Annotated in this window: 27 protein-coding genes and 1 tRNA gene; 17 read left to right on the top strand and 11 right to left on the bottom strand. The window is 70.6% G+C overall.

Annotation, left to right across the window (positions count from 1 at the left end; genetic code table 11):
* Nucleotides 1-840 carry a 16S rRNA (cytidine(1402)-2'-O)-methyltransferase gene (gene rsmI, locus VJ976_RS10955; protein WP_324100256.1) on the top strand — a complete coding sequence of 280 codons (840 nt, stop codon included), beginning with the start codon at nt 1-3 and terminating at the stop codon, nt 838-840.
* A gap of 25 nt (nt 841-865) precedes the next feature.
* On the opposite strand, the gene VJ976_RS10950 is transcribed toward rsmI, so the two are convergent.
* The 4 genes from VJ976_RS10950 to VJ976_RS10935 all read right to left on the bottom strand — a co-directional run bounded on the left by VJ976_RS10950 (nt 866) and on the right by VJ976_RS10935 (nt 4,278).
* Nucleotides 866-1,408 carry a hypothetical protein gene (locus tag VJ976_RS10950; RefSeq protein ID WP_324100255.1) on the bottom strand — a complete coding sequence of 181 codons (543 nt, stop codon included), beginning with the start codon at nt 1,406-1,408 and terminating at the stop codon, nt 866-868.
* 23 nt (nt 1,409-1,431) lie between these two features.
* On the bottom strand, nt 1,432-2,046 hold the full coding sequence (locus tag VJ976_RS10945) for a DUF4126 domain-containing protein (RefSeq protein WP_324100254.1): 615 nt from the start codon (nt 2,044-2,046) through the stop codon (nt 1,432-1,434).
* A gap of 77 nt (nt 2,047-2,123) precedes the next feature.
* Nucleotides 2,124-2,621: a LysM peptidoglycan-binding domain-containing protein gene (locus tag VJ976_RS10940; RefSeq protein WP_324100253.1), complete on the bottom strand. Its 498-nt coding sequence runs from the start codon at nt 2,619-2,621 to the stop codon at nt 2,124-2,126.
* A gap of 94 nt (nt 2,622-2,715) precedes the next feature.
* A complete protein-coding gene (locus VJ976_RS10935) occupies nt 2,716-4,278 on the bottom strand; it encodes a CYTH and CHAD domain-containing protein (RefSeq protein ID WP_324100252.1) in 1,563 nt (520 codons plus the stop codon).
* 67 nt (nt 4,279-4,345) lie between these two features.
* Between VJ976_RS10935 and metG the strand changes: the two genes are divergently transcribed.
* A complete protein-coding gene (metG, locus tag VJ976_RS10930) occupies nt 4,346-6,160 on the top strand; it encodes a methionine--tRNA ligase (protein WP_324100251.1) in 1,815 nt (604 codons plus the stop codon).
* 9 nt (nt 6,161-6,169) lie between these two features.
* Nucleotides 6,170-7,009: a TatD family hydrolase gene (locus tag VJ976_RS10925; RefSeq protein WP_324100250.1), complete on the top strand. Its 840-nt coding sequence runs from the start codon at nt 6,170-6,172 to the stop codon at nt 7,007-7,009.
* Between the two features lie 63 nt (nt 7,010-7,072).
* Here VJ976_RS10925 and VJ976_RS10920 read toward each other — a convergent pair whose 3' ends face one another.
* The 3 genes from VJ976_RS10920 to VJ976_RS10910 are packed head-to-tail and all read right to left on the bottom strand — an operon-like array spanning nt 7,073 to nt 10,292.
* The gene (locus tag VJ976_RS10920) at nt 7,073-8,728 is read right to left on the bottom strand and encodes an ABC transporter permease subunit (protein ID WP_324100249.1); all 1,656 of its coding nucleotides are present in this window, start codon (nt 8,726-8,728) and stop codon (nt 7,073-7,075) included.
* Entirely contained in the window at nt 8,728-9,633 is a 906-nt protein-coding gene (locus VJ976_RS10915) for an ABC transporter ATP-binding protein (protein WP_324100248.1), read from the bottom strand. The genes VJ976_RS10920 and VJ976_RS10915 overlap by 1 nt, the downstream gene beginning before the upstream one ends.
* Nucleotides 9,630-10,292 (bottom strand): TetR/AcrR family transcriptional regulator, encoded by a 663-nt coding sequence (locus VJ976_RS10910; protein WP_324100247.1) that lies wholly within the window; start codon nt 10,290-10,292, stop codon nt 9,630-9,632. The genes VJ976_RS10915 and VJ976_RS10910 overlap by 4 nt, the downstream gene beginning before the upstream one ends.
* A 63-nt stretch (nt 10,293-10,355) precedes the next feature.
* Between VJ976_RS10910 and rsmA the strand changes: the two genes are divergently transcribed.
* The 3 genes from rsmA to VJ976_RS10895 are packed head-to-tail and all read left to right on the top strand — an operon-like array spanning nt 10,356 to nt 12,668.
* Entirely contained in the window at nt 10,356-11,225 is an 870-nt protein-coding gene (rsmA, locus tag VJ976_RS10905) for a 16S rRNA (adenine(1518)-N(6)/adenine(1519)-N(6))-dimethyltransferase RsmA (RefSeq protein WP_324100246.1), read from the top strand.
* Between the two features lie 40 nt (nt 11,226-11,265).
* Nucleotides 11,266-11,628, top strand: a complete 363-nt coding sequence (locus tag VJ976_RS10900; protein WP_324100245.1) for a metalloregulator ArsR/SmtB family transcription factor — start codon at nt 11,266-11,268, stop codon at nt 11,626-11,628.
* 50 nt (nt 11,629-11,678) lie between these two features.
* Entirely contained in the window at nt 11,679-12,668 is a 990-nt protein-coding gene (locus tag VJ976_RS10895; protein ID WP_324100244.1) for a 4-(cytidine 5'-diphospho)-2-C-methyl-D-erythritol kinase, read from the top strand.
* Nucleotides 12,669-12,689: 21 nt separating this feature from the next.
* Here VJ976_RS10895 and VJ976_RS10890 read toward each other — a convergent pair whose 3' ends face one another.
* On the bottom strand, nt 12,690-13,058 hold the full coding sequence (locus VJ976_RS10890; RefSeq protein ID WP_324100243.1) for a hypothetical protein: 369 nt from the start codon (nt 13,056-13,058) through the stop codon (nt 12,690-12,692).
* A gap of 39 nt (nt 13,059-13,097) precedes the next feature.
* On the opposite strand from VJ976_RS10890, the gene VJ976_RS10885 reads away from it, so the two are divergent.
* Genes VJ976_RS10885 through VJ976_RS10870 form a run of 4 tightly spaced genes read left to right on the top strand, consistent with a single transcriptional unit; the run spans nt 13,098 to nt 16,252 of the window.
* Nucleotides 13,098-13,493, top strand: a complete 396-nt coding sequence (locus VJ976_RS10885) for a siderophore-interacting protein (RefSeq protein WP_324100242.1) — start codon at nt 13,098-13,100, stop codon at nt 13,491-13,493.
* The gene (locus VJ976_RS10880; RefSeq protein WP_324100241.1) at nt 13,493-15,307 is read left to right on the top strand and encodes an ABC-F family ATP-binding cassette domain-containing protein; all 1,815 of its coding nucleotides are present in this window, start codon (nt 13,493-13,495) and stop codon (nt 15,305-15,307) included. The genes VJ976_RS10885 and VJ976_RS10880 overlap by 1 nt, the downstream gene beginning before the upstream one ends.
* Before the next feature lie 54 nt (nt 15,308-15,361).
* On the top strand, nt 15,362-15,811 hold the full coding sequence (locus VJ976_RS10875; RefSeq protein WP_324100240.1) for an AraC family transcriptional regulator: 450 nt from the start codon (nt 15,362-15,364) through the stop codon (nt 15,809-15,811).
* 9 nt (nt 15,812-15,820) lie between these two features.
* Entirely contained in the window at nt 15,821-16,252 is a 432-nt protein-coding gene (locus VJ976_RS10870) for a VOC family protein (protein ID WP_324100239.1), read from the top strand.
* Nucleotides 16,253-16,297: 45 nt separating this feature from the next.
* On the opposite strand, the gene VJ976_RS10865 is transcribed toward VJ976_RS10870, so the two are convergent.
* On the bottom strand, nt 16,298-16,801 hold the full coding sequence (locus VJ976_RS10865; protein ID WP_324100238.1) for a MarR family transcriptional regulator: 504 nt from the start codon (nt 16,799-16,801) through the stop codon (nt 16,298-16,300).
* A gap of 42 nt (nt 16,802-16,843) precedes the next feature.
* The gene (locus tag VJ976_RS10860; protein ID WP_324100262.1) at nt 16,844-17,503 is read right to left on the bottom strand and encodes a TetR/AcrR family transcriptional regulator; all 660 of its coding nucleotides are present in this window, start codon (nt 17,501-17,503) and stop codon (nt 16,844-16,846) included.
* An 83-nt stretch (nt 17,504-17,586) separates the two neighbouring features.
* Here VJ976_RS10860 and VJ976_RS10855 point away from each other — a divergent pair.
* Nucleotides 17,587-17,665: transfer RNA gene (locus VJ976_RS10855), tRNA-Gln, on the top strand.
* Nucleotides 17,666-17,725: 60 nt separating this feature from the next.
* On the opposite strand, the gene VJ976_RS10850 is transcribed toward VJ976_RS10855, so the two are convergent.
* On the bottom strand, nt 17,726-18,388 hold the full coding sequence (locus tag VJ976_RS10850; RefSeq protein WP_324100237.1) for a PH domain-containing protein: 663 nt from the start codon (nt 18,386-18,388) through the stop codon (nt 17,726-17,728).
* A 104-nt stretch (nt 18,389-18,492) separates the two neighbouring features.
* Between VJ976_RS10850 and glmU the strand changes: the two genes are divergently transcribed.
* From glmU to VJ976_RS10820, 6 genes are all read left to right on the top strand, one after another.
* Nucleotides 18,493-19,992: a bifunctional UDP-N-acetylglucosamine diphosphorylase/glucosamine-1-phosphate N-acetyltransferase GlmU gene (gene glmU, locus VJ976_RS10845; protein ID WP_324100236.1), complete on the top strand. Its 1,500-nt coding sequence runs from the start codon at nt 18,493-18,495 to the stop codon at nt 19,990-19,992.
* Nucleotides 19,989-20,972, top strand: a complete 984-nt coding sequence (locus tag VJ976_RS10840; RefSeq protein ID WP_324100235.1) for a ribose-phosphate diphosphokinase — start codon at nt 19,989-19,991, stop codon at nt 20,970-20,972. The genes glmU and VJ976_RS10840 overlap by 4 nt, the downstream gene beginning before the upstream one ends.
* Before the next feature lie 235 nt (nt 20,973-21,207).
* Nucleotides 21,208-21,900 (top strand): 50S ribosomal protein L25/general stress protein Ctc, encoded by a 693-nt coding sequence (locus VJ976_RS10835; protein ID WP_324100234.1) that lies wholly within the window; start codon nt 21,208-21,210, stop codon nt 21,898-21,900.
* 79 nt (nt 21,901-21,979) lie between these two features.
* A complete protein-coding gene (gene pth / locus VJ976_RS10830) occupies nt 21,980-22,588 on the top strand; it encodes an aminoacyl-tRNA hydrolase (RefSeq protein WP_324100233.1) in 609 nt (202 codons plus the stop codon).
* 78 nt (nt 22,589-22,666) lie between these two features.
* Complete coding sequence (locus tag VJ976_RS10825) at nt 22,667-23,473, top strand: aminoglycoside adenylyltransferase domain-containing protein (protein ID WP_324100232.1); 807 nt, start codon at nt 22,667-22,669, stop codon at nt 23,471-23,473.
* 84 nt (nt 23,474-23,557) lie between these two features.
* Nucleotides 23,558-25,762 (top strand): CarD family transcriptional regulator (locus VJ976_RS10820; protein WP_324100231.1); only part of this gene is annotated, 2,205 nt, incomplete at its 3' end.

Below are 25,762 nucleotides of genomic sequence, written 5' to 3'. Positions count from 1 at the left end.
GTGACGGGCTGCGTCGTGCTGGCGGCCACTCCGATCGGGGACGCCCAGGACGCCTCGCCCCGGCTGCTACAGGAGATCTCCACCGCCGGCGTGGTCGCCGCGGAGGACACCCGGCGGCTGCGTCGCCTCTGTGACCGCCTCGGCGTCACCCCGCAAGGTCGCCTCATGAGCTACCACGAACACAACGAACGGGCGCGCACCGAGGAGCTGATCGGGCTGATCCAGTCCGGAGAGCGCGTTCTGATGGTGACCGACGCCGGGATGCCGTCGGTCTCCGACCCCGGCTACCGCCTGGTGGCCGAGGCGGTGCGGCACGACATCGCCGTCACGTGCGTGCCGGGCCCCAGCGCCGTGCTCATGGCACTTGCGGTCTCCGGGCTGCCGGTGGACCGGTTCTGCTTCGAGGGGTTCCTGCCACGGAAGGCCGGCCCTCGCGACCGTGCCTTGGCCGAGCTCGTCACGGAGCGGCGCACGATGGTGTTCTTCGAGGCGCCGCACCGGCTGGGGGCGATGCTGACCTCGCTCGCGCGCTGGTTCGAGGCCGACCGGCCGGCGGCCGTGTGCCGCGAGCTCACCAAGACCTACGAGGAGGTCAAGCGGGGCGGGCTGGCCGAGCTTGCCGAGTGGGCGCAGAGCGAGGTGCGTGGCGAGATCACCGTCGTGGTCGCCGGTGCACCGTCTGAGGACCATGAGCCTGACCTGGAGGCCGTGAGCGACGCGATCCGGCAGCGCGTCGAGGACGGAGAACGGCTCAAGGACGTGTGCCGCGAGGTCGCCGGCCAGACGGGGTTGTCCTCGCGCCGGCTCTACGAGGCCGTCGTGACCCGACCCCGGCCCTGAGGTGCTCCAGGTGCCGACCGAAGCCCTAGAGCCTGGTGCCGGCGTGCTCCTCTGCGGTGACGCCTTGGGGCGGTATGTCGTCGTGACCGTCGATGACCAAGGCGTGGATGACGCCGTTCGCATGCCTCAACCAGGACCGCGAGCCCTCGAGCTCGATGCGCTGGTCGTGCTCACGGTCTTCGAGCACGAGAATGCGGATGCTGACCCGTGCCTTGACCTGCACGTCAAGGGTGGACCTGGCGAAGGCGTAGATGAGCTCGAAGTCCTCGTGCCTCAGCCCACCGAGCCCGTTCGGGTGCAGCACGTAGACGTGGGTGGGGCTGACCGCCACGATGAGCCGGACCCCCTCGCCGTCTGAGGCGGACGCCATGCCGCCGATACTCCCGGCGGTCGACCCGATGGCCTGCCCCACGGCTCCGCCGACGGAGTCTCCCAGGATGCCGCCGATGGTGGAGCCGATCATGGAGCGGCCCACGAAGCCGCGCGGCAGGAATACCCCCGCCACCATGATGTCGTCGTCACCGGTCGCGCTCTTCGCCCCGTGGATGATCTGCTCGTTCGTGACCATGAACCCCCCTGTGCGTCTTTGCTCTAGGAATAGTAGCCCGCGGCGGCCATCGCGGTGTCGCGGTACTTCTGTTTCCGCCGCGAACGACGCCACATGGCGAACAGCAGCCAGAACACTGCGACGAGCGCGAAGATCACCAGGATCGGCAGGAAGATCGCGATCAGGCTCAGGCCGAGCGACGCCCCGTCCTCGGCGGCGGAGACCACCGGCGCCCCCATACCCATCGTGGTGCCGTTGACGAACGGCCGGGTCAGTGCCTTGCCGCTGTGCATGATCCCCGCGGTCACCACGCCGGCGACCACGCCGACCCAGGGGTTGTCCTGCATGAACGACGATCCCTCTTCCAGGTCCTGGGCAGCCTGGGTGGCGGCGAAGATCAGCCCCCCCGTGGCCGGGCGGATGAAGGTGCCGATGGCGTCGTTGAGGTGGTCGACGATGGCGATCTTGTCGAGCACGACCTCGCTGAACAGCAGGACCGCCGCCGCGCCGATCGCCCAGTCCGACTCGATCCAGGCGAACTGGGAGGGCAGGGCGAGCACGTCGGTGAAGCGTGCGGTGAGCGCGACGATGAGGAACGGGATGTAGGCGTTGAGGCCAGCCGCGGCCGACAGCCCGGTGCCGGTGAGAGCTGCGAGCATGTCGGGCCTCCTCGTTCAGTCGCTCCACCAGTGAACCACGCCTGGATGAGATGACTCTGAGTGCCCGCCGGCCTCCCTCACACAGCGCGGGGTATGCGGATGAGCTGGCCGACCGAGATCGCGTCAGGGTCGACGATGGTGTGGGCATTGGCCGCGACGAGCTGCGGGTACTGCGCGCCCGCACCGAGCCGGTCTTGCGCGATGGACCAGAGGGTGTCCCCTGACCTCACGACGTACTCGTCGTACACCCTGTAGTCGGCCATGATCTGGTTGCCGTGCAACACCGGCACGATGACCTCGTCGGTGCGCACGGGGTTCTCGGTGGGCGGCACATGGAAGACGTGGAGGAAGAGCCGGGGCAGCGTGAACCCAGCCCCCGAGACATCGACCTGGATCTGGAACTGGTCATGCCCGCCAGCGCCATCGCCGGCGGTGAAGAAGCCGGTGACCGAGTCGTGCCCCTCTGTGACCTCGTACTGGAAGTGCGCTTCGAACGCTCCACCGGCGATGCCGCTGACCTGGATGACATCACTGACCAGGTCGTACGGCTGGGGCTGCTGAACGATGATGGACATGAGATCTCTCCTCGGTGGTCGTGACCGATGAGAGGGCGCCGACGCCGACGTGATACGTCAGCCACGGACGAAGAGCCGGCGCCTTGCCACGTACCTAGGACAGCCAGCGGCGCAGCTTCTTCTTCCGCGCAGCCCTCCATGACCGGGTGAACCGCTCCTCGGCCTCGCGGCCGCGTTGCTCCTCGGCGGCGTACCAGCGGCCCAGGGCGAACGCCGACGCGGGGCTGGCCTCCTGAGCTTGCTCGTGCAGCCACGTGCGCAGCACCACGGTGTCCTGGTGCTCGCCGAGGTCGGCCTGCACCTGCTCCATCGCCTGAGCCAGCCGCACGGCCGGCTCGCCGAAGGAGGGGCTGAGGGCCTCCGCCGCGTAGCGGGCACGCTTGGCCTTCTTACGGACCTCGTGCAGGTCGGCAGCGTGCAGGTCGGCATCGTGCGCGCCGGGATCTGCTCCGTCTTCCCCTGGCGCGGCCGTCGCGACCGAGCGCCGCAGCGAGCGGAAAGCACGCCGCACGCGAGCCGGCAGCACGTCTGCGGCCGGGAGTCGTCCGGCGGGTGTCGTAGCGGCGGCGTCGGTCAGCTCGACCAGCTGGCGCACCAAGGCCTGATACCGCTCCGAGTCGAGGCTCCCCACCACGTCCTCGTGGTGGATGCGATAGCGCTCGTGCAACCGACGGGCGACATCCCGCGCGAGCTGTCCGCCCGGTGTGTCATCGCCTTCCTGCTCGGCCACGCGCTCCATGCGCTCGAGCATCACCTCGGCGTCGCGAGCCGGGGCGAGATGCTCGCCCAGCCACTTCAGATCCGCGCGCAGCGACTCGCTCTGCTCCGCCGGCAGCAGCGGGCCGAAGGTCTTCAGCGCACTGCGCAGGCGCCGGGCGGCGACCCGCATCCGGTGCACGCTGTCCGGGCGGTCCAGGCGGACCAGGGGGTCGTAGGTGCGCAGCTGTTCGATCTGCTCGTGGAGGTGGTGCAGCACGACCTCGGCCGCGGCGGCGGCGGTCGAGCTCGGCGCCACGGACGGCGAGGGCACCCCATCGCCGAGCACGCGCAGCACCTTGGAGCGCGCCGCGCCGTGCGCGCGCTGCAGACCGTGCGCGGTGAGGCTCCGATCCAGCTCCTGCAACACCTCGGGGCCGGCGTCGGTGAGCTCGGCCTCGACCTCGCGCCAGACCAGGACCGCCTCGACGTCGTCGTGGTCGTCCAGCCGGGTGGCGCGGACCCGGTCGTCGGCCACCTCCGCGACCGAGGCACCGCGGGAGTCGGTGAGGTCGTAGGTCGTCCGCTCGGTCTCGATGCGCACCACCGGAGCCAAGTCCTCGCCCAGGGTGCGGGCCCACACCAGACGACGCAACGCGGCCGGCACCCGGTGGCGCGCGGCCGACAGCGGCACCTGCTTCTCGACCTTCTCGTCCTCGCGGTGAGGGACCTTCAGGTGCCATCCCGCGTCCTCGCCGCCGCTGCGCCGGCGAAGGGTGATCCCGGTCGCGGCCAGATCCAGGGCGTCGGTGTCGTAGTAGGTGGCGTCGAGGCTGAGGTGGCCGGGCTCACCGATGCGGGCCACGGCGTCCACCGCGCCGACCGCATCCTCCAACACCGTCGGCAGGTCCAGGTCCAGGTCGGCCTCGTAGGTGGTCTCGACCTCACCGTGCACCGTCATGACAGACAGTATGGTCCGAGGGCGGACCCCTCAGAGAAGGTGAACGGCGACCCTAGGATGTGACCTCATGAGCCATGTCCTGTCTGCCGTCGCCTGGCCGTACGCCAACGGCCCGCGCCACCTCGGCCACGTGGCCGGTTTCGGCGTGCCCTCCGACGTGTTCAGCCGGTACATGCGCATGGCGGGTCACGACGTCCTCATGGTTTCCGGCACGGACGAGCACGGCACCCCGATCCTGGTCGCGGCCGACGAGCGGGGCATGACCGCGCGGGAGCTCGCCGACCTCAACAACCGCATGATCGTGCAGGATCTCGTCGACCTGGGGGTCTCCTACGACCTGTTCACCCGCACCACCACGGCCAACCACTACGCGGTCGTGCAGCAGATGTTCCTGGCCGTGCACGCCGGGGGTTACATGATCGAGCAGACCACCCCGGCCGCGGTGAGCCCATCCACCGGGCGCACCCTGCCGGACCGCTACATCGAGGGCACGTGCCCCATCTGCGGGTATGCCGAGGCGCGCGGCGACCAGTGCGACAACTGCGGCAACCAGCTCGACCCCACCGACCTGGGCGACCCGCATAGCAAGATCAGCGGCGAGACCCCGGAGTTCGTGCAGACTCAGCACTTCTTCCTCGACCTGCCTGCCCTGGCCGATGCCCTGGGTGAGTGGCTCGACGACCGGGAGGCCTCCGGGCTGTGGCGGCCCAACGTCATCAGGTTCAGCCAGAACATCCTGGAGGAGATCAAGCCGCGCGCGATGAGCCGCGATATCGACTGGGGCATCCCGATCCCGCTGGACGGCTGGCGCGAGGAGCCCACCAAGCGGCTGTACGTCTGGTTCGACGCGGTGATCGGCTACCTGTCGGCCTCGATCGAGTGGGCTCGGCGCCGGGGGGAGCCGGACCGGTGGCGCGACTGGTGGAACAACCCCGACGCGTTGAGCTACTACTTCATGGGCAAGGACAACATCACCTTCCATTCCCAGATCTGGCCGGCCGAGCTGCTCGCCCACAACGGTGGCGGAGCCAGGGGCGGGCCGGTCGGGCCGTTCGGGGAGCTGTCCCTGCCCACCGAAGTGGTCAGCAGCGAGTTCCTGACCATGGAGGGACGCCAGTTCTCCTCCAGCCGGGGGGTGGTGATCTACGTCCATGACGTGCTGGAGCGCTACCAGGTCGACGCGCTGCGCTACTTCCTGTGCGCCGCCGCGCCGGAGAACAGCGACTCCGACTTCTCCTGGCCCGACTTCGTCAAGCGCACCAACAACGAGCTCGTCGCGGGATGGGGCAACCTGGTCAACCGCACCGCCTCCATGATCGCCAAGAACGTGGGCACGGTGCCCGAGGCAGGCGCGCTGGAGCCGGTGGACACCGAGCTGCTCGACCACATCGGTCAGGGCTTCGAGGACGTGGGCTCGATGATGGCCGCGCACCGACAGCGGGCGGCGCTCGCCGCGGTCATGCGGCTGGTCGGCGAGGCCAACGCGTACGTCTCGGCCACCGAGCCGTTCAAGCTCAAGGGCGAGGACCAGCGCGAACGCCTGCACACCGTGCTGCACGTGCTGGCCCAGGCCGTGGTGGACCTCAACACCATGCTCAGTCCCTTCCTGCCGCATTCCTCCAACGCCGTGCACACCGCCCTCGGCGGAGAGGGAGTGTTCATGCCGATGCCGCACCTGGAGGAGGTGGGAGACCTCGACGAGCCCGGCCGGCCCACCTACCCGATCATCACCGGCGACTACAGCACGATGCCGGCGTGGGCGCACCGCCCGGTGGTCGTGGGGGCGCCGGTCGGTAAACCCACCCCGATCTTCGCCAAGCTCGACCCCTCGGTCGCCACCGAGGAACGGGCCCGTCTGGGCCTGGTCGCCGAGACCGTCTGAGCCTGGCCGATGCCGCACCACGAGCAGCCGCCGCGGCCCCCCGATCCGCTGCCGATCCCGGTGGTCGACAACCACTGCCATCTCGACATCTCCCGGGACGAGGGCCCACCGGCTCCGGTCGAGGAAGTGCTCGCCGACGCCGCTCGGGTCGGGGTCGACCGCGTGGTGCAGGTCGGGTGCGAGCTCGGCAGCGCCGCGTGGACCGTGCAGGTCGTCGAACAGCACCCGGCTGTGCTCGGCGGGGTGGCGATCCACCCCAACGGCGCCCCCGGCCTGTACGAGGCCGGCGCGCTGGACGACGCCTGCGATCGCATCGAGGAGTACGCCGCGCACCCTCGCGTGCGGGTGATCGGGGAGAGCGGGCTGGACTACTACCGGACCGGCCCGGAAGGGGTACACGCCCAGCAGGAGTCCTTCCGCAGGCACATCGAGATCGCCAAGCGCACCGGGCGGGCCCTGCAGATCCACGACCGGGACGCCCACGACGACGTGCTGCGGATCCTGGCCGAGGAGGGCGCCCCGGAGCGGACGGTGTTGCACTGCTTCTCCGGCGACATGGCGATGGCTCGGGAGTGCGTGCGCCGGGGGTACTTCCTGTCCTTCGCCGGGACCGTGACCTTCAAGAACGCGCGCGACCTGCGCAACGCGCTCGCGGTCGTGCCGACCGAACATCTGCTGGTGGAGACCGACGCGCCCTACCTCACCCCCAGCCCGCATCGTGGCCGGACCAACGGCCCCTACCTCGTGCCCCTGACCGTGCGGGCCATGTCCGAGACGCTGAACAGCTCCGTCCCCGCCCTGTGCGCAGCGCTGTCGGCAAACAGCGAGTCGGTCTACGGCCCCTGGTAGGGGCAGCCGTCAGTCCAGGGCGACGACGTCGAGTCGGCCGATCGCGGTGTCCATGCGTTCAGGCTAGCCGCGCAGGTCACGGCGCTGGAAGGCCGGGACGGCCAGCGCGACGAGCACGACGAAGGCGCCCGCGAGCACGGCGGCGTCGCCCCACGGCATCCCCGTGGTCAGGGGGTCGCTGCCGAGGTAGTAGTGGAACGGGGAGACCGAGGCCCATTGGTCGTAGCGATCGGACAGCGGCAGAAACGTCTGCAGCACGTAGGCGGCACCGGCGGCACCGGCGGCAGCGGACGTCGCGGCGCGGACACGTCCCGTGGCTGCACTCACCAGCATCGCCAACGCTCCGAAGTCCAGCCCCAGCAGTGTCACGAGCACACACGTAGCGGCCAGGTCGGCGACCGCGACGTCGACGCCGGACAGCAGCACCCCGGCGGTGCTGCCGAGGAACGTGACCAGCCCGACGACGGCGGCCAGGATCACCATCGACGCGGCCTTGTGCAGCACCACTGCCCGCCGCGGGATCGCGTTGGCCAGCAGGAGCCCCATCGTGCGCGCCTCCTCCTCCCCGGCCAGAGCGTGCGCGCCGACGGTGGCCGTGAGCACGATCAGCGCGATCGGCACCGTGATGGAGAAGACCTCGCCCTGGAGGAACCCGGTGGCCGTGCCCATGTCGACGCCACCGACCATGGCGATCATGGCGTCGGGCAGCTGGGCGAAGAACTCGCTGACCTCACCGGGCAGGAAGGTGTAGAACGGCGGCATCAAGATGGCGATGTACAGCGCGAGGGCGCTCACGATCGTCGTCAGCACCTGGTGGTCCGACACCGTCTTGGTGGTGATCGAGGACACCCGGGCCTGTCCACTCACCCGTTCCACCAGTGCGTGCGTGCGCGGGTTGGCGCGCAGCCGGTCCATGAGCGTCGTCATCGACCCGCCGCTGCGGAGGTCGCGTCGGCGTAGACCCACGAAGGCAATGGCCGCGAGGGCGGCGCACGCGCCCAGCTGGAGCGCGAGGTAGCCGGTGCTGACCCCGTTGACCTCCGGGGCCGTCTCGGTGAACCACGTCCACGGCAGCATCTTCGCTGCGGTGTCACCACCGTCGAGCAGGGGCAGGACCGAGCTGCCGAGGTAGGAGAGGACCATCAGCCCGGCAGCGGAGCCCGAGGCCAGGCCGGGTTGCCCCGTCCACGCCCCCACGGCGAGTGCCAGCATCCCCCACAGCAGAGCGTTGGCTCCCAGATGCAGCATCAGAGCACCGACGTGGAGCCCGCCGATGTCGATGTCCATGAGACGGGGCACGAGGTGGCCTGCCGCGTAGAGCAGCAGCGCGCCGGCCCCGACGAGTGTGACCAGAGCGGCCAGCTTGGCGGCCAGCACCCGCGAGCGGCTGCGCGGGTTCGCCAACAGCAGCCCGAGCGTCCCGCGCTGCTCCTCGCCGGCGATGGAGGCCGCGCCGATGGCGATCGCAAGACCGGCCAGGGCCAAGGCGCCGATGAGGTTGTACATCGCGCCGTAGGCCAGGCCGCCCAGCCCACCGGCCTCGGTGGAGATGCCGAAGGACTCCAGCAGCGAGGGCGGCATGTTGTCGTAGTAGAACGACAGGTCGAGGTCGCTGTAGACAGCGAGGGTGAACCACAGCATGACGGCGACGGCGACCGCCGCGACGAGGACCCCGGTCAGACGATCGCGTACCGCGACGGAGTAGGTGTTCAGACCCATCAGACCCTCGCCTCCTCCCCGCGGTAGTAGGCCAGGAAGATCTCCTCGAGGTCGGCCTCCTCGCTGTTGATGTCCACGAGGTGGTGCCGGCCCGTGGCCACCTGCAGCAGCTCGTCCATGTTCCCGTCGAAGGCCAGGCGCACTGAGGTGTCGTGGGCCTCGACGTCACGGGCTCCCTCGATCCGGGCGAAGTCCTCCGCCGGCGCGGGCGCATCGAACACGAGCTCGACCCGGCGAATGGCCTTGGAGCGCAGGTCGTGCACCCGCTCGACGTCGATGAGGTGTCCGTCGCGGATGATGCCGACCCGGTCGGCGACCCGCTGGACCTCCGAGAGGGTGTGGCTGGACAGGAACACGGTGCGTCCCTCGTGAGCCACATCCCGCATCATCGCCTGGAACTCCTGCTGCACCAGGGGGTCGATGCCGGTCGACGGTTCGTCCATGATGATGAGGTCCGGTCGGCTCATGAAGGCCTGGATGATGCCGACCTTCTGCCGGTTGCCGGAGGAGTAGTCCGAGGTCTTCTTGTCCAGGTCCGCCTGCAGCCGCGCGGCGAGCCGCTCGACGTAGGCCCAGTCCACCCCTCCGCGCAGGTTCGCGAAGTACCGCAGGGTGTCCCTCCCCGTGAGCTTGGGATAGAGGGCCAGGTCGCTGGGCAGGTAGCCGACACGGCGTCGGATGCGGACGGCGTCGGTGTGGCTGTCCATGCCGAGGATCTGTGCGGAGCCCCGGGTCGGGCGGATGAGGTCGAGGACCGTCCGGATCATGGTGGACTTGCCCGCGCCGTTCGGCCCGAGGAAGCCGAAGACCTCGCCGGGCCCCACGCTCAGGTCGAGGTCCACGAGCGCCCGGACATCCCCGTAGGACTTCGACAACCTGGTCGTCTTGATGGCTGGCTCGCTCATGGTGTCGTTCCTTCCTCTCGCGACGCCCGCATGGCGTCCCTCATCCGGGTATCGGTGAACAGACCGTCGGTGTAGACGTCGAGCAACGGCCGGGCGATGCGCAGGTAGCCCTCGATGGGGTCCTCGATGTCGAGGACCCGCAGCAGGTGATGCCGCAGCAGGTTCTGGCCGAGGCTTGCGTTCAGGAGAGCTGCTGCGCGCGCGGGAGCGTCGTCGGTGCTGCGGATGAGGCCGGCTTCCTCACCGGCCCGCATGTTGTTCAGCGCGTCGCGGTACAACCGGTCGTAGAGGTGGCGGCCCACCTGCGCGTCCTCGGTCATGGCCCTGGCCAGATAGGCCATCGCCGGTGCGTGATCTCGCGCGCTCTCACGCAGCGTCCGCTCGTCGACGGACATCGCGCCGGTCATGGCGGCGAACTTGTCGGAACGGATGTGCTCGACCAGTGCGTCGTCCACCGCGTCGCGCAACCCGTCCTTGGAGCCGAAGTGGTGGACCACGAGGCCGGGGGAGACGCCGGCCCGTTCAGCGATCGCGCGCACCGTGGTCCGGGGGAAGCCGCGCTCGCCGAAGAGTGCCAGCGCGGCGTCCCGGATCCGCGCCGCCGTGGTCCGGTCGTCGCGCCCGGGAGGCTCGCTCTCCGGCGAGACAGTTGAACTCATGTTCAGAATATTAAACCTGTGTTCAATACCGGTCAAGGCGGCGAACCTGACAGGCTTGCGCTCGTGCCTTCCGACTCCGCCGTGAGCCTGTTGGGGTCCGCGGAGGTGAGGGCCCTCGCTGAGCGCCTGAACCTGCGACCCACCAAGCAGTGGGGGCAGAACTTCGTGGTCGACCCCAACACGGTGCGTCGCATCGTGCGCCTGGCCGACCTCGAGCCCGGGGACCACGTGCTCGAGGTCGGCCCGGGGCTGGGGTCGCTGACCTTGGGTCTGCTGCCGCAGGTCGCCGGCCTCACGGCCCTGGAGGTGGACCCCGTGCTGGCGTCGGCACTGCCCACCACGGTGTCCGACCGTGCCGGGCCGGCAAGCCAGCGGCTGCGGGTCCTGCACGCCGACGCCCTGCGGGTCGACGAGCTGGCGGACCCCCAGCCCACGGTGCTGGTGGCGAACCTGCCCTACAACGTCGCCGTGCCGGTGGTGTTGCACCTGCTGGGGTGCCTACCCAGCGTGCGCGGCGTACTTGTGATGGTGCAGTGGGAGGTGGCCGAGAGGCTGGCGGCCGGGCCCGGCTCGCGCACGTACGGCGTCCCCAGCGTCAAGGCTGCGTGGCACGCCCAGGTGGCGCTGGCCGGACGGGTCGGTCGCTCGGTCTTCTGGCCGGCTCCCCATGTGGACTCCGGGTTGGTGCGCATGTCACGTCGGGATCCGCCGAGCACGCAGGTCACGCGGGAGCAGGTCTTCGCGGTGGTGGACGCAGCCTTCGCTCAGCGTCGCAAGACCCTACGGGCGGCGCTGGCCGGCTGGGCCGGCGGCGCCGGCGAAGCCGAGACGCTGCTCCGGTCCGCGGGGATCGACCCGAGTCGTCGTGGGGAGCAGCTCGGCGTCGCGGACTTCGCCGCTCTCGCCGAGGCCCGGGAAGCGCAGGGAGGCTAGCGGATTCGCCATACGTGTAACTTTGTGGTTACCTGTACCGGTGGATGTCTTCACCGCTCTGGCCGACCCGGTTCGGCGCGATCTGCTCATCCGACTCACCGACGGGCCTGTGCGGGCCGGTGACCTGGGTGATCGCCACTTCATCAGCCGGCCGGCCGTCAGCCGCCATCTACGGGTCCTGCGAGAAGCCGGGCTGGTGGACGCCGACCTCGTGGGCCGCGAGCGTTTCTACCATCTCGACCGGGCGGGGTTGGAACCGGTCCTGGCGCTGCTGGAGGACCTGTCCGCCGGGGCGAGGGCCGAGCCGGGCCAGGGACGCACGCCGGACCGCCCGTACGCCACGCGCGAGGCACGGCGGGCGCCCCGCGGCCCCGAGGACAGGGCTCACGCCGCTCGCCGCTGAGGCCCCGGGGGTGTCACCCCCCGTGCTCGCCTGCCTCTAGGGTGGCAGGCATGATCCACGCGGCCGATCGGCAGCAGGTCACGGTCCGCGTGCCCGGCAAGGTCAACCTCGAGCTGGTGGTGGGTCCGCTGCGTCCCGACGGCTACCACGAGCTGGTCACCGTCTTCCAGGCGGTCGGCGTGCATGACCGGGTGCGGGTCGAGCCGGCTTCGACGTGGTCGGTGCGCGCCGGCGGCCCCTACGGCGGCCAGGTCCCGGCCGACCGGTCCAACCTGGCGGCGAAGGCAGCGCACCTGCTGGCTCAGTACGCCCCGGACTTTCTGGACCAGGGTGCTGCGGTCGAGGTCGGCCCGGTGGCGATCAGCATCGACAAGCACATCCCGGTCGCCGCCGGGATGGCGGGCGGCTCCGCTGACGCGGCGGCCGCCCTGGTGGGATGCGCCGAGCTGTGGAAGCTGACCATGCAGCGAGAGGACCTCGAGTCGGTCGGTGCCCGTATCGGTGCCGACGTGCCCTTCATGCTCCACGGCGGCACGGCCGTGGGGTCGGGCCGCGGAGACGACATCTCCCCGGTGCTGGCGCGCGGTGAGGCTCACTGGGTGCTCTGGGTCAGCAGAGGGGAAGGCCTGTCGGCGGCCGAGGTGTACGCGGAGTTCGACCGGCTGCACGAGTCTGCGGCTCCTGCGGCCCCTGAGCTGTCGACGGGCCTCGCGGCGGCCCTGCGCACCATGGACACCGCGGCCATGGGCCGCCTGTTGCGCAACGACCTCGCCCCGGCCGCGCTGTCCCTGCAGCCGCACCTGCAGGAGGTCATCGACACCGGCTTGGACCTGGGGGCCCAGGGGGCCACGATCTCGGGCTCCGGGCCGACCGTGGCCTTTCTCGTCGGCTCTCAAGCCGACGCGCTCGACCTGTCGATGGGTCTGGCGGCCCGCGGCCCCGAGGGGGAGATCGTGCGGGTGACCGGCCCGGTCCCCGGTGCCCACGTCATCGACGCCTCCGGCCCCGGGGTCGGGCCGCGCCGGGGCGGTCTGTCCTGAACCCTCGCGCCGGGCCCCGGCTCACGACGAGCCGACGTCCTGTGCGTCGTCGACCAGCCTGGCCAGGCGGCGCATCTGGGCCGCCTGGGAGGAGTAGTCCATCGCCGCCCCGTTCCACGGGTAGACCTGTTCCGCTTCGAGCGCAGGGTGTTCTGCGAACGTCGGTAGGTCGGCCAGCTCCTCGGCCTGGTAGCCCTCTACATTGGTCAGCAGCAGGTCGCCGGTCATCATCTTCTCGGCGTTCTCCCAGCTGTACTCGTCCCAGTCGTAGTCACCGCCGGGACTCAGCTCGGTGTAGGTGACGCCCCTCTCCTGGTACAGCTGGGTCTCGGGCTCATCCTTCGGCTTGACCACGTAGATGCCGTCCGCGGCGGCGCGCTGCTGGACCAAGGGGGGCTCTTCGACCCACCGCCGGCCACCAGCGAGCTGGTGCTGGTCGGTGACGAGACGGCGCTACCCGGGTTGCGGGGTATCGTCCGCCACGTGTCGAGGGCTCGTGGTCGCGTCGTGGTCGAGGTCCCCTGCGAGGCCGATGCGGAGGACTGGGGCCCCTCGAGCGGCATGGACGTCACCTGGCTGCCCCGGGACAGCGGCAACCACCGGCCGGGCGAGAGGGCGTTGGCCGCTCTGCGGGCCGGCCCGCCACCGCACCGCGAGGCGTACGCGTTCGTCGCGGGGGAGTCCACCTTGGCCACGTCCGGGCGACGATGGCTCGTCGGCGCAGGGCTGACCAAAGAGAGAATCTTCTTCTCCGGGTACGACAAGCGGCCTTCCCTTCGATCTCGCCTGCACGCGGCTCGCGGGTCCCGGCGAGGCGAGGCGTAGTGGCCCCTCTGGTCGCGCTGGACCGCGCCGGTCTGACCCTGGGAGTCCAGCCCCTTCTCGACCGGGTCTCGCTCGGGCTCTCCGCCGGCGAGCGGATCGGGGTCGTGGGCCGCAACGGCGGTGGCAAGTCCACGCTGATGCGTACTCTCGCCGGGCTCCAGCCCCTCGACTCCGGACGAGTGATCCGCTCCACGGGGGTCAGCGTGGCCCTGCTGGACCAGAGCGACGACCTGCCCACCGGCGCCACCGTCGGCGACCTGGTGCTGGGCTCGCTGCAGGAGCACGAATGGGCCGGCCACGCGCGGGTGCGCGAGATCCTCACCGGCCTGCTGGGAGACCTGGACGCCTCGGCGTTCGGCGGCTGGGGCAACACCGTCGACGCCATGTCCGGCGGCGAACGGCGCCGCCTGGCCCTGGCTCGCGTGCTCGTGCTCGACCCGGACGTGTTGATGCTGGACGAGCCGACCAACCACCTCGACGTCGAGGGCATCGCCTGGCTGGCGGGGTACCTCGCCGGGCGCCGCAACGTGCCGGGGGGCGCGGCCGGGGGACTGCTGGTCGTCACCCACGACCGCTGGTTCCTCGACGCGGTGTCCACCCGCACCTGGGAGGTTGCCGACGCCCAGGTCCACACCTACGACGGGGGGTATGCGGCCTACGTGCTTGCCAAGGCCGAGCGTGACCGGGTCGCCGCTGTCACCCAGGAGCGACGCGCCAACCTCATGCGCAAGGAGCTGGCCTGGCTGCGCCGGGGGCCGCCGGCGAGGACGAGCAAGCCCAAGTTCCGGCTGGACGCCGCGGCGGCGCTGATCCAGGCCGAGCCGGAGCCCCGGGACCGGGTCGAGCTGGCCCGCTTCGCCACCACCCGGCTGGGCAAGGACGTGTTCGACCTCGTGGGCGCCACGGTCGAGCTCGGCGGGCGGACGCTGCTGGACCGCGTGACCTGGCGGATCGGCCCCGGGGACCGGTACGGCATCGTCGGGGTCAACGGGGCGGGCAAGTCCACGGTGCTCTCGGCCCTGCTGGGTCAGGTGAGTCTGAGCACCGGCAAGCTCAAGACCGGCCAGACCGTGCACTCCGCCCGGCTCACCCAGGACCTGCGCGAGCTGCAGGCGGTCGCCGGGATGAGTGTGATCGATGCCATCACCACAGTGCGCTCCTACACCTCCATCGGAGGCAAGGAGGTCTCGGCCAGCCAGCTCGCCACCCGGCTGGGGTTCACCGGCGGTCGCCAGCAGTCGCGGGTGGGCGACCTCTCCGGCGGGGAGCGGCGGCGCCTGCAGTTCGTCCGTGTGCTGATGGACGAGCCCAACGTGCTGATGCTTGACGAGCCCACCAACGACCTCGACATCGAGACCCTGACGTCGATGGAGGACGTGCTGGACGGCTGGGCCGGGACCCTGCTCGTGGTCTCCCACGACCGGTACCTGCTGGAGCGGATGACCGACCGGCAGGTGGCGATGCTGGGCGACGGCTCGCTGCGTGACCTACCCGGTGGGGTGGAGGAGTACCTCGAGCTGCGGCGACGAACGGCGGGCAGTGGCGCGGGTGCGTCCGCGCGAGGGCCAGCGCGCGCCGGTGACCCCGGTGCGTCCGCGGAGCAGCAGCGTCGGGCGCGCAAAGCCCTCGACCGCCTGGACAAGCAGCTCGACCGGGCCAACCGGCGCGAGGAGGAGCTGCACGCGCAGATGGCCGCAGCCAGCGGTGACCCGAGCGCTCTGATGGCGTTGACCCAGGAGCTGGACGCACTGCATGCCGAGCGTGAAGCGCTCGAGGAGCAGTGGCTGCAGGCCGCCGAGCAGGCGGACGAGTGAGGCGCTCGCCCCTGGTGCGCGGGGGCGGGGCCGGACGGTCACTACCCTGAGGGCATGGGCGACGCACTGCTCCCGCACCTGCGGGCGGCCCGGGACTTCGCCGACCGTCACTACGCCGAGCCGCTGGACCTGGACGCCATGGCCCGGGAGGCGTCGGTCTCGAAGTACCACTTCGTGCGGTGCTTCGCCCAGACCTACGGGCAGACGCCCATGCGCTACCTCACCCAGCGACGCCTCGAACGCGCCCAGGACCTGCTGCGCTCGGCGAACCTCACGGTCAGCGAGGTCGCGCTGATGGTCGGCTATGACAGTCTCGGCTCCTTCACCTCGCGCTTCACCGAGGTGGTCGGCGTCTCCCCGGGTGAGTACCGCCGCCGCTGGGGCTCGTCGGGTGGTGACCGCATCCCCGGGTGTTTCCTGTTCATGCGCGGCGTGGACCGATGGCCGAGCACGCCCACGAAACCGCGCAATCTCGGAGAAGCCCCCGCCCGCGCCGGTCCCTAGGGTGACGGCATGATCACTCACGTCTCGCTATCCACCGTCTGGGTCAACGACCAGGACGCCGCCAAAGCCTTCTACATCGACAAGCTCGGCTTCGTCGAGGGCACCGACATCACCATGGGTGACGGATACCGGTGGGTCACCGTCACCCATCCCGACCACCGGGAGCTGGAGCTGACGCTGATGCGACCCGGCGCCCCGCTGGATGCCGAGGACGCGGCCGCGGTGCAGCGGCTGCTCGACAAGGGCTCGCTCGGGGCCGCCGGCCTCTCCACGGACGACTGTCATCGCACCGCCGCCGAGCTGCGCGAGCGGGGCGTCGAGTTCATCCAGGACCCGCAGGACCGTCCCTACGGCGTGGAGGCAATGCTGCGCGACAACTCGGGCAACTGGCTCGTGCTCGTGGAGCACAAGCCGTTCACGCCCGAGGACTTCGACGGCTGACGATCCCCGGCGCCCGACCGGCGACGCCCGGCCCGTGGGGAGGTGTCAGCCCGTGCCGTCGAAGTGCAGCAGGAGCGTACGCAGGGTGTCGGCCAGATCCACCTGATCGGCCGTCGAGACCCCGGCGAGCAGCGCTCGCTCGTGCTCCAGGAGACGGTCCATGGCCGCGTCCACCAGCTCGCGACCGCGGTCGGTGAGCTGCACCGGCACCTCGCGCCCGTCCTCCTCGGATCTCACCCGTTGCACCAGCTCGCGGGACAGGAGCCGGTCGACGCGGTTGGTCATCGTTCCGCTGCTGACCAGCGTCGCCCGGGTGAGCTCCCGTGGCGTGAGGCGGTACGGCGGCCCGGAGCGCCGCAGCGCGGCCAACACGTCGAACTCCCAACCCTCCAGCCCGGACGCGGCGAAGGCCTCCCGGCGGGCCAGGTCCAGGTGCCGAGCCAGACGGGAGACGCGGCTGAGCACCTCCAGCGGGGCGGCGTCGAGCCCCGGGCGCTCGCGCTGCCACGCCGCCACGATGCGGTCGACCTCGTCGTGGGCATGCGGCATACCCCGAGCGTAGGCGAGCGTCGCCCGGGCTGGCGGCGCGCGTCAGTCCGAGGACCGGGTACGCAGCTCGGGCTGTGCCTCCATGCCGGCCAGGCCGTTCCACGCCAGGTTGACCAGGTGGGCGGCGACGTCGTGCTTCTTCAGCTTGCGCGAGTTCAGCCACCAGCCGCCGGGGATGGCCACCATGCCCACCAGCATCTGGGCGTACAGCGGCGCGGTCTTGGGGTCCAGCCCCCGGCGGCGGAACTCCGCGGCCAGGATGTGCTCGACCTGGGAGGCGACGTCGCTGATGAGGCTGGCGAACGACCCGGTCGACTGCCCCGGAGGGGAGTCGCGGACCAGGATGCGGAAGCCGTCGGTCGAGCTCTCGATGTAGTCGAGCAACGCGAAAGCCGCCCGCTCCAACAGCGCGCGTGGGTGCAGCGGCGCGCTCAGGGCTTCGGTGACCGCGGACAGCAGCTTCTGGATCTCGCGGTCCACCACCACCGCGTACAGCCCCTCTTTGCCGCCGAAGTGCTCGTAGATGACGGGTTTGGACACCTCGGCCGTCGCTGCGATCTCCTCCACCGTGCTGCCCTCGAAGCCCTTCTCGGCGAAGAGGTGGCGGCCGATCTCGATCAGCTGCTCACGACGCTGGGCCCCGGTCATCCGGTGCCGAGAAACCGTGGGCAGCTTGGCCGAGGAGGACGTCACGCTCTCCATCATGTCAACAACCTCGGGCTCGGCTGCATCTTCGCCTCGCCCTGTCCTATTGTTGTGGGGCTTCTCGCCTTCGCGGAGAGCGTTCCCCGGTTGCTCTGTTGGCAGGGGCCGCCTGACTTTGAATCAGGACTAGCGACGTTGGTTCGATTCCAACCCGGGGAGCGTCCCACCGGCCGCGTTGCCCTCGCGATGCGGTCGCTGCACGCCTCAGAGGCTGTCGAGTCACAGGCCGTCGAGAACGTCCCGGCGCTTGGCGTCGTACTCCTGCTCGGAGATGAGCCCCTGCTGCCGTAGGTCGGCCAGCTCGCTCAGGCGAGCCGCTGCCGTGGACTCCGCCTGGGATGACCCTCGGTGCCCGTGGAGCGCATCGGCGATGGCCTCGGCGTCCCGATGCGAGTCGGACTGCTCGTCCGCCTCCATCTGGGCGAAGATGGTCGTGCGCACCCGGGAGGGGTGGGGGATGTTCTCGAACACCGAGTCCCCCGTATCGCCGGCGGACTCGATGGTCACCACCCCGTTGTCCAGGACGCGCGCGAGCAGGGACTGCTCGAAGTTCACGTTGTTGATCCGGTTCAGCGGGATGGACACCCCGCGCCGCCGGAAGACGCCGGTCGTGTAGGCGACCCGGCGGTCGGTGACGGCGAAATGGGTGCTGCGCCACTGGACGAGCACCGCGGCCAAGGCAACCAGCAGCAGCGCCAACCCCACCCCGGCGACCCACCAGAGCAAGGTCGACAGCCAAGCCATGTCGAAGATCCACGCAAGGACCGCTACCACGATGACCACGGAGGCCGCAGCGACGTGCTTCCAGAAGTAGAACCAGTGCGGGTTGGCCGACAGGACCATCGTCTCCCCGGGCATCAGCTCGACCTTCGACCCAGCCATGACTCCACTCTAGTCGTCGAGGGTGAGCAACGGCTGCGCCGCAGCCAGGCCGTCCGCGCCCAGCCACGCGAAGAGGTGCGCGGTGGCGGGTAGGGTCGAATCCCGTGAGCACGCATCCCGCCGCTGTCATCATCCTCGCCGCGGGTGAGGGCACCCGCATGAAGTCCCGGATCCCGAAGGTGCTGCACCCACTGGCCGGGCGCAGCCTGCTCGGTCACGCCCTGCATGCGGCCCGCGACGTCGGCGCTGAGCACGTATCGGTCGTGGTGCGGCACCAGCGCGACCGGGTCGCCGAGCACATCACCGAGGTCGACTCCTCGGTCGTCATCGCCGACCAGGACGAGGTCAAAGGCACCGGCAGGGCATGCGAATGCGGTCTCGAGGCGCTGCCTGCCGACCTCAGCGGCACGGTGCTGGTGACGATGGGGGACGTGCCCCTGCTGACGGCGCAGACGCTGCGGGCACTCATCGAGCACCATGAGCAGACGGCCTCGGCCGCCACCGTCATGTCCGCCGAGCTGGACGACCCGAGCGGCTACGGCCGTATCGTCCGCGATCCCTCCGGTGAGGTGCAGGCGATCCTGGAGCACAAGGACGCCCTCGCGGCCCGCGAGTCCGGCGGCCCGGATGCGCACGTGGTCGACATCCAAGAGATCAACTCGGGCATCTACGCCTTCGACGCCGAGGTCCTCCGGGACGCGCTCGCCGGGGTAGGCACCGACAACTCGCAGGGCGAGAAGTACATCACCGACGTGCTGGCGATCGCCCGCCGCGACGGCCGTCGCGTCTCCGCCTACATCACCACCGACCACTGGCAGACCGAGGGCGTCAACGACCGCGCGCAGCTGGCGACGTTGGGCAAGGTCATGAACGAGCGGATCCTCACACACTGGATGCGCGAGGGGGTGAGCATCCCGGACCCGGCGTCGGTGTGGATCGATGCCGACGTCACCCTGGGACCGGACACCACCGTCCTGCCCGGCACCCAGCTGCTCGGCGCCACGACCATCGGCCAGGACGTCACCATCGGCCCGGACACCACCATCACCAGCGTCGAGATCGGGGATGGCGCGTCCGTGGTGCGCACCCACGCCGAGCACTCGGTGATCGGGCCCGGGGCCAGCGTCGGACCGTTCGCCTACCTGCGTCCCGGGAGCGAGCTGGGCGCGAGCGGCAAGATCGGCACCTTCGTGGAGACGAAGAACTCCCGGATCGGCACCGGCTCGAAGATCCCGCACCTGACCTACGTCGGGGACGCGACTGTGGGGGAGTACTCGAACATCGGCGCCTCCAGCGTGGTGGTGAACTACGACGGAGTGGCCAAGCACCGTACGGTGATCGGCAACCACTGCCGCATGGGCAGCGACACGATGTACGTCGCGCCGGTCACCATCGGCGACGGGGCCAGCAGCGGGGCCGGCACCGTGATCCGCCAGGACGTGCCACCGGGGGCCCTGGCCATTACTGTGGCCAGGCAACGCAACATCGAGGGATGGGCGCAGTCCCGTCGCCCCGACACCCCCCAGGCCACGGCGGCAGCGGCGGCCCAGTCGAAGAACGCCGCATCGGACGACGCACCGAACGAGGAGACGCCCCCGGCATGAGCGGGATCCTGCGCACTACCCAGAAGAACATGATGGTCTTCAGCGGGCGGGCCTACCCCGAGCTCGCCGAGGAGGTGGCGGCCAACCTCGAGACACCCCTGGTGGGGTCGGACAGCTACGAGTTCGCGAACAGCGAGATCTTCGTCCGCTTCAACGAGTCGGTGCGCGGGTGCGACGCCTTCGTGATCCAGAGCCACACGGCGCCGATCAACAAGTGGGTGATGGAGCACCTGATCATGGTCGACGCGCTCAAGCGCGCCTCGGCCAAGCGCATCACCGTGGTGATGCCCTTCTACGGCTACGCCCGTCAGGACAAGAAGCACCGCGGCCGCGAGCCCATCTCGGCCCGGCTCATGGCGGACCTGTTCAAGACGGCCGGCGCCGACCGGCTGATCGCGATCGACCTGCACACCGCGCAGATCCAAGGCTTCTTCGACGGGCCGGTCGACCACCTCATGGCGATGCCGATCCTGACCGACTACGTCAAGGGCAAGTACGGCAGCCGTGAGCTGACCGTCGTCTCACCGGACGCCGGGCGGATCAAGGTCGCCGAGCAGTGGTCGCACCGCCTGGGGGGAGTGCCACTGGCCTTCATCCACAAGACACGGGACACCAAGCAGCCCAACAAGTCGATCGCCAACCGTGTCGTCGGCGAGGTCAGCGGCCGCACCTGCGTGCTCGTCGACGACATGATCGACTCCGGGGGGACGATCTGCCAGGCCGCCGACGCCCTGATGGCCGAAGGCGCGACCGACGTCATCCTGGCGGCGACGCACGCGATCTTCTCCGAGCCCGCGGTGGAGCGGCTCAGCAGCTCGGTCGCCCGTGAGGTCGTGGTCACCAACACCCTCCCGCTGTGCGAGGAAGCCCGGAAGCTCGACAAGATCACCGAGCTGTCGATCGCCCCCCTGATCTCTCAGGCCATCCGGCAGGTCTTCGAGGACGGTTCCGTGACCAGCATGTTCGACGGCCAGGCCTGAGCCGGGCCCGAGTTGGGAGCATGCAGCCGGGCTGCGTAGAATCCCTTCAGTTGCCTCGGCGAGGGATGCCCGCGGCCCGTGTGTCGGGATGGTCGGCGTATCCGTGATTCGACGCGGTGGTGGTGCACGAGGGTGTCCACCTGCCTCCGCTGCGCGTCGCTGACCGCCCGAAGCGTCGCGCCCCGCGTCGAGGCCCACCGACCTGCACCCATCACGAACGCGAAGAGAGCCCGTCATGTCTGACCAGACCCGCATTGCCGCCGACCGGCGCACCGAGTTCGGCAAGGGGGCGGCCCGCCGCGTGCGCCGTGCCGACAAGGTGCCCGCCGTCCTGTACGGCCATGGCACGCCTCCGCTGCACCTGTCCCTGCCCGGCCACGACACCATGATGGCGCTGAAGCAGGCCAACGCCGTGCTGACGTTGGAGGTCGACAGCGAGGAGCACCTGGCGCTGGTCAAGGACGTGCAGCGCGATCCCATCAAGCGCTTTATCGAGCACGTCGACATGATCATCATCCGCAAGGGCGAGAAGGTGCAGGTGGACGTCCCGGTGCACCTCGAGGGCGAGGCCGCACCGGAGACCCTGGTGAGCATGGACTACTCCGAGCTGACCGTCGAGACCGACGCCACCACCATCCCCGAGGCGTTCACCGTCTCCATCGAGGGCATGGAGTCCGGCACTCAGGTGCTGGCCGGCCAGGTGGACCTGCCCGCGGGAGTGGAGCTGGTGACCGACCCCGAGGCCCTGGTGGTCAACGTCACGCAGGCGATATCCGAGGAGGCGCTGGAGGCCGAGCTGGCCGAGGCCGAGGCCGAGGTGGGCATCGAGCAGGACGAGTCCGAGTCCGATGTGGGCACCCCCGCCGTCGGCGACGGTGCTCCCGCCGGAGCGGACAGCTCCGGCGCGGACAGCAACGACGAGTCCTGACACCCGCGCCGGCCCGCAGCCGGTGAGCCCGAGCCGGGGGAACCGGGCTGACTCCGGTCTGCGCTGAGAGGAGCACGTCGTGGAGCCGTGGTTGGTCGTCGGCCTGGGCAACCCGGGCCCGGCGTACGCCGGACACCGGCACAACATCGGGGCCCGGTGTGTGGGGGCGCTCGCGGCCGAGCACCACGAGAAGCTGACCAAGGACCGCACCCGCTCGCTCGTCGGGCGCGTCCGGTTGGGCACCTTGCCGGGTGGGCGGCCTGGCCCTGCGGCGCTGCTCGCCGTGCCGCAGACCTTCATGAACCTCAGCGGCGGGCCGGTCGCGTCTCTGGCCCGGTACTACTCCGTGCCGGTCGAGCACATCGCGGTCATCCACGACGAGCTGGACCTCGACTTCGGCACCGTCCGACTCAAGCGCGGTGGCGGCGAGGGGGGGCACAACGGCCTGCGCTCGGTCAGCAGCGCGCTGGGCACCAAGGAGTACCTGCGAGTGCGCCTCGGTGTCGGGAGGCCCCCGGGCCGGCAGGACCCGGCGGACTATGTCCTGTCGTCGTTCCCGGCGCGCGACGCCGCAGAGGTGGACCTTCTGGTCGGCGACGGAGCGGAAGCCGTGACCGAGCTGATCCATCACGGCCTGCAGGCCGCCCAGCAGCGGTTCCACCCCCGGGGGCCGGCGTCCCGGTCGTGACCCGAGGGGACGCCGGGATCACGACCCGACCCACAAAACGGGTGGCGCTCCTGCGCTGTGCGCTCCTAGCCTCGGTCCATGGTGCTCGGGCACGTCGTGACGCCGTATCCCGACCTCGACCGGGTCCTGGGCCGCCTGCTCGCAGACTGGAGACGGATCCTGGGAGATAACCTGGCCGGCGCCTACGTCCAGGGCTCCTTCGCGCTGGGCGCCGGCGACCGGCACAGCGACTGCGACTGGCTCGTCGCCACCCGGGCCCCCCTGGACGGTCGCGAGGTCGAGCAGCTCGGCTCGCTGCACCACGAGGTCCCCTCCCGAGAAGGCGAGTGGTGGGGCGAGCTCGAAGGGTCGTATGCACCCCTCCATGAGCTCGTCTCGGTGGAGCACCTGGGGGCGGCCTGGCTGTTCAACGACCATGGTCACCCCACCGTGGACTGGGACGAGCACTGCAACCGGGCCTTCACGCGCTGGATCCTTCGCGAGCACGGACTGCGGCTCTATGGCCCGGAACCACGCTCGTTCATGCCTGAGGTCCCGGCCAGCGCCTTGCGCCGTGAGGCGGCGCGCTCGTTGCCGACCCTGCTCTCCGACCTCACCTCATGGGTCGACATCGACACCCTCGCGTGGGGCCAGCGCTACGCCGTCGCCACGGCCTGCCGCGTCCTGTACACGCTGGAGCACGCACGGGTGGCGAGCAAGCACGCGGCCTTGGAGTGGGGGCTGCGCGCGCTCGACCCCCAGTGGAGGCCGCTGCTCGGCCAGGTCCGGGACGAGCGAGCCCGTGGCTGGGAGCCCGAGCGGGCACCTCGTCCGGGCGAAGCCGGGGATGCTCGCGCGTTCGTGGCGTACGCGATGGCGCGGGCCGGGAGCGCAGATCTCGGCTGAGGTTCGTGGCTCCGGCCCGCTGCCGACCCCGGCACTCGCGCGCGACGAATCGCGGGCGATGAGCACGCACTACGCTGGTGGACGATGAACCTCACCCCCCTCTCGTCCCTGTTCAGCGCTGCCCCGTCGGTCCGAGACGCGGTCTCGGCCTGGGCCGACCGGGCGCCGGGCGTCGAGGTGTCCTGTCCACCGGGCGCCTGGACGGCGCTGGCCGCCACGCTGGCCGCCGAACGCCCGGTGCTCGTGGTGACCGCCACCGGTCGCGAGGCGGATGACACGGCGCGGGCGTTGCGCGACTACCTGCCCGCCGAAGCAGTGGCCACCTTCCCCAGCTGGGAGACCCTGCCGCACGAACGCCTCAGCCCGCGCAGTGACACCGTCGCCCGGCGTCTGTCGGTGCTGCGCCGCCTGGCCCACCCCGACCCCCAGAGCCCCGAGCACGGGCCACTGCAGGTGGTCGTGGCCTCGGTGCGCGCAGTCCAGCAGCCCATCGCCCGCGGGCTGGGCGACCTGGTTCCCGTGCAGCTGCGGGCCGGGGAGGACCATGCGCTGACCCAGGTGGTGACCGACCTTGTCGATGCTGCCTACACCCGCACCGACCTGGTCGAGCGCCGCGGTGAGTTCGCCGTGCGCGGTGGCATCCTGGACGTGTTCCCGCCCACCGACGACCACCCGCTGCGGGTCGAGTTCTGGGGCGACACCGTGGAGGAGGTGCGCTGGTTCAAGGTGGCCGACCAGCGGTCGCTCGAGGTGGCGCAGGAGGGGGTCTGGGCCCCGCCCTGCCGCGAGGTGCTGCTGACCGACGCGGTGCGCGAGCGCGCCGCCGCACTGACCGACCAGCTGCCGGGGGTGGCGGACATGCTGCGTCAGATCGCGGACGGCATCGCCGTAGAAGGGATGGAGTCCCTTTCGCCCGCCCTGGTGGACGGGATGGAGATGCTGACCGACACGATGCCCACGACCGCCGGCGTCCTGGTCCTGGACCCGGAGCGGGTGCGCACCCGAGCTCACGACCTGCTGGCCACCAGCGAGGAGTTCCTGCAGGCCGGCTGGTCCAACGCGGTGGCCGGCAACACGGTGCCGGTCGACACCGAACGCATGTTGGGGTCTGCGTCGTACCTGAGCCTGGAGCAGGTGAGGGAGAGCACCCTCGAGTCGGCCCGACCCTGGTGGTCGGTGACCGCCTTCGCCGCCGACGACGAGCTCGAGCAGTTCCAGCCCTCGGGCGGCGGCAGCCGCAGGCTCAGCATCGCTGCGTCGCCCGCTCCGACGTACCGCAGCGACGTCGACGCAGTCGCCCAGGACCTGCGGGGCTGGCTCGACGACCGCGCCACCGTGGTGCTCACCCTCCACGGCGCCGGTATGGCCCAACGCGTCGCCGAGGTCCTCGCCGAGCGCGAGATCGCTCACCGGGTCCAGACCCCCCTGGCCCACCCCGACCCGGGCATGGTCACGGTCACCACCGGCGCCGTGTCCGCGGGCTTCGTCATGCCCGGCGACGGGCTCGTGGCGCTCAGCGAGGCCGATCTCACCGGCCAGGCGGCGGCCGCCTCGACCGGCGACATGCGCGCGATGCCCTCCCGCCGGCGCAAGCAGGTCGACCCGCTCCAGCTGCGCCCCGGGGACCTCGTCGTGCACGAGCAGCACGGCGTCGGGAGGTTCGTGGAGATGGCCCAGCGCAGCGTGGCCGGAGCCACCCGTGAGTACCTCGTCCTGGAGTACGCCGCGTCCAAAAGGGGCCAGCCCGGGGACCGCCTCTTCGTGCCCACCGACCAGCTGGACCAGATCACCCGCTACGTCGGCGGGGAAGCACCGACGCTGAACCGGCTCGGCGGCTCGGACTGGCAGAAGACGAAGTCCCGGGCCCGGCGGCACGTGCGTCAGATCGCCGGTGAGCTCATCCGGCTGTACAGCGCCCGCATGGCCACGACCGGCCACGCCTTCGCTGCGGACACGCCCTGGCAGCGCGAGCTCGAGGACGCGTTCGACTTCGTCGAGACACCCGACCAGGCCGCCAGCATCGACGAGGTCAAGGCCGACATGGAGAAGACGGTCCCGATGGACCGGCTGATCTGCGGCGACGTCGGCTACGGCAAGACCGAGATCGCCGTCCGGGCCGCCTTCAAGGCGGTGCAGGACGGCAAGCAGGTGGCCGTGCTGGTGCCGACGACCCTGCTGGTGCAGCAGCACTTCCAGACCTTCAGCGAGCGGTACGCCCAGTTCCCGGTCGTGCTCAGGGCGCTCTCGCGCTTCCAGAGCGACGCGGAGGCGAGCGCCACGATCGAGGGG

The sequence above is a fragment of the Ornithinimicrobium sp. genome (genome assembly GCF_035267225.1).
Taxonomy (GTDB): Bacteria; Actinomycetota; Actinomycetes; order Actinomycetales; family Dermatophilaceae; genus Ornithinicoccus.
The sequence above is the reverse complement of the archived record's forward strand: the minus strand, read 5'-3'. Positions and strand labels throughout refer to the sequence as shown.

Bases quoted from the DNA above. Each gene is read 5' to 3' on its own strand.
- VJ976_RS10950 (WP_324100255.1), bottom strand. From the start codon at position 1,408: ATGGTCACGAACGAGCAGATCATCCACGGGGCGAAGAGCGCGACCGGT.
- VJ976_RS10945 (WP_324100254.1), bottom strand. From the start codon at position 2,046: ATGCTCGCAGCTCTCACCGGCACCGGGCTGTCGGCCGCGGCTGGCCTC.
- VJ976_RS10940 (WP_324100253.1), bottom strand. From the start codon at position 2,621: ATGTCCATCATCGTTCAGCAGCCCCAGCCGTACGACCTGGTCAGTGAT.
- VJ976_RS10935 (WP_324100252.1), bottom strand. From the start codon at position 4,278: ATGACGGTGCACGGTGAGGTCGAGACCACCTACGAGGCCGACCTGGAC.
- metG (WP_324100251.1), top strand. From the start codon at position 4,346: ATGAGCCATGTCCTGTCTGCCGTCGCCTGGCCGTACGCCAACGGCCCG.
- VJ976_RS10925 (WP_324100250.1), top strand. From the start codon at position 6,170: ATGCCGCACCACGAGCAGCCGCCGCGGCCCCCCGATCCGCTGCCGATC.
- VJ976_RS10920 (WP_324100249.1), bottom strand. From the start codon at position 8,728: ATGGGTCTGAACACCTACTCCGTCGCGGTACGCGATCGTCTGACCGGG.
- VJ976_RS10915 (WP_324100248.1), bottom strand. From the start codon at position 9,633: ATGAGCGAGCCAGCCATCAAGACGACCAGGTTGTCGAAGTCCTACGGG.
- VJ976_RS10910 (WP_324100247.1), bottom strand. From the start codon at position 10,292: ATGAGTTCAACTGTCTCGCCGGAGAGCGAGCCTCCCGGGCGCGACGAC.
- VJ976_RS10895 (WP_324100244.1), top strand. From the start codon at position 11,679: ATGATCCACGCGGCCGATCGGCAGCAGGTCACGGTCCGCGTGCCCGGC.
- VJ976_RS10875 (WP_324100240.1), top strand. From the start codon at position 15,362: ATGGGCGACGCACTGCTCCCGCACCTGCGGGCGGCCCGGGACTTCGCC.
- VJ976_RS10870 (WP_324100239.1), top strand. From the start codon at position 15,821: ATGATCACTCACGTCTCGCTATCCACCGTCTGGGTCAACGACCAGGAC.
- VJ976_RS10865 (WP_324100238.1), bottom strand. From the start codon at position 16,801: ATGCCGCATGCCCACGACGAGGTCGACCGCATCGTGGCGGCGTGGCAG.
- VJ976_RS10860 (WP_324100262.1), bottom strand. From the start codon at position 17,503: ATGGAGAGCGTGACGTCCTCCTCGGCCAAGCTGCCCACGGTTTCTCGG.
- VJ976_RS10850 (WP_324100237.1), bottom strand. From the start codon at position 18,388: ATGGCTGGGTCGAAGGTCGAGCTGATGCCCGGGGAGACGATGGTCCTG.
- VJ976_RS10840 (WP_324100235.1), top strand. From the start codon at position 19,989: ATGAGCGGGATCCTGCGCACTACCCAGAAGAACATGATGGTCTTCAGC.
- VJ976_RS10835 (WP_324100234.1), top strand. From the start codon at position 21,208: ATGTCTGACCAGACCCGCATTGCCGCCGACCGGCGCACCGAGTTCGGC.
- VJ976_RS10825 (WP_324100232.1), top strand. From the start codon at position 22,667: ATGGTGCTCGGGCACGTCGTGACGCCGTATCCCGACCTCGACCGGGTC.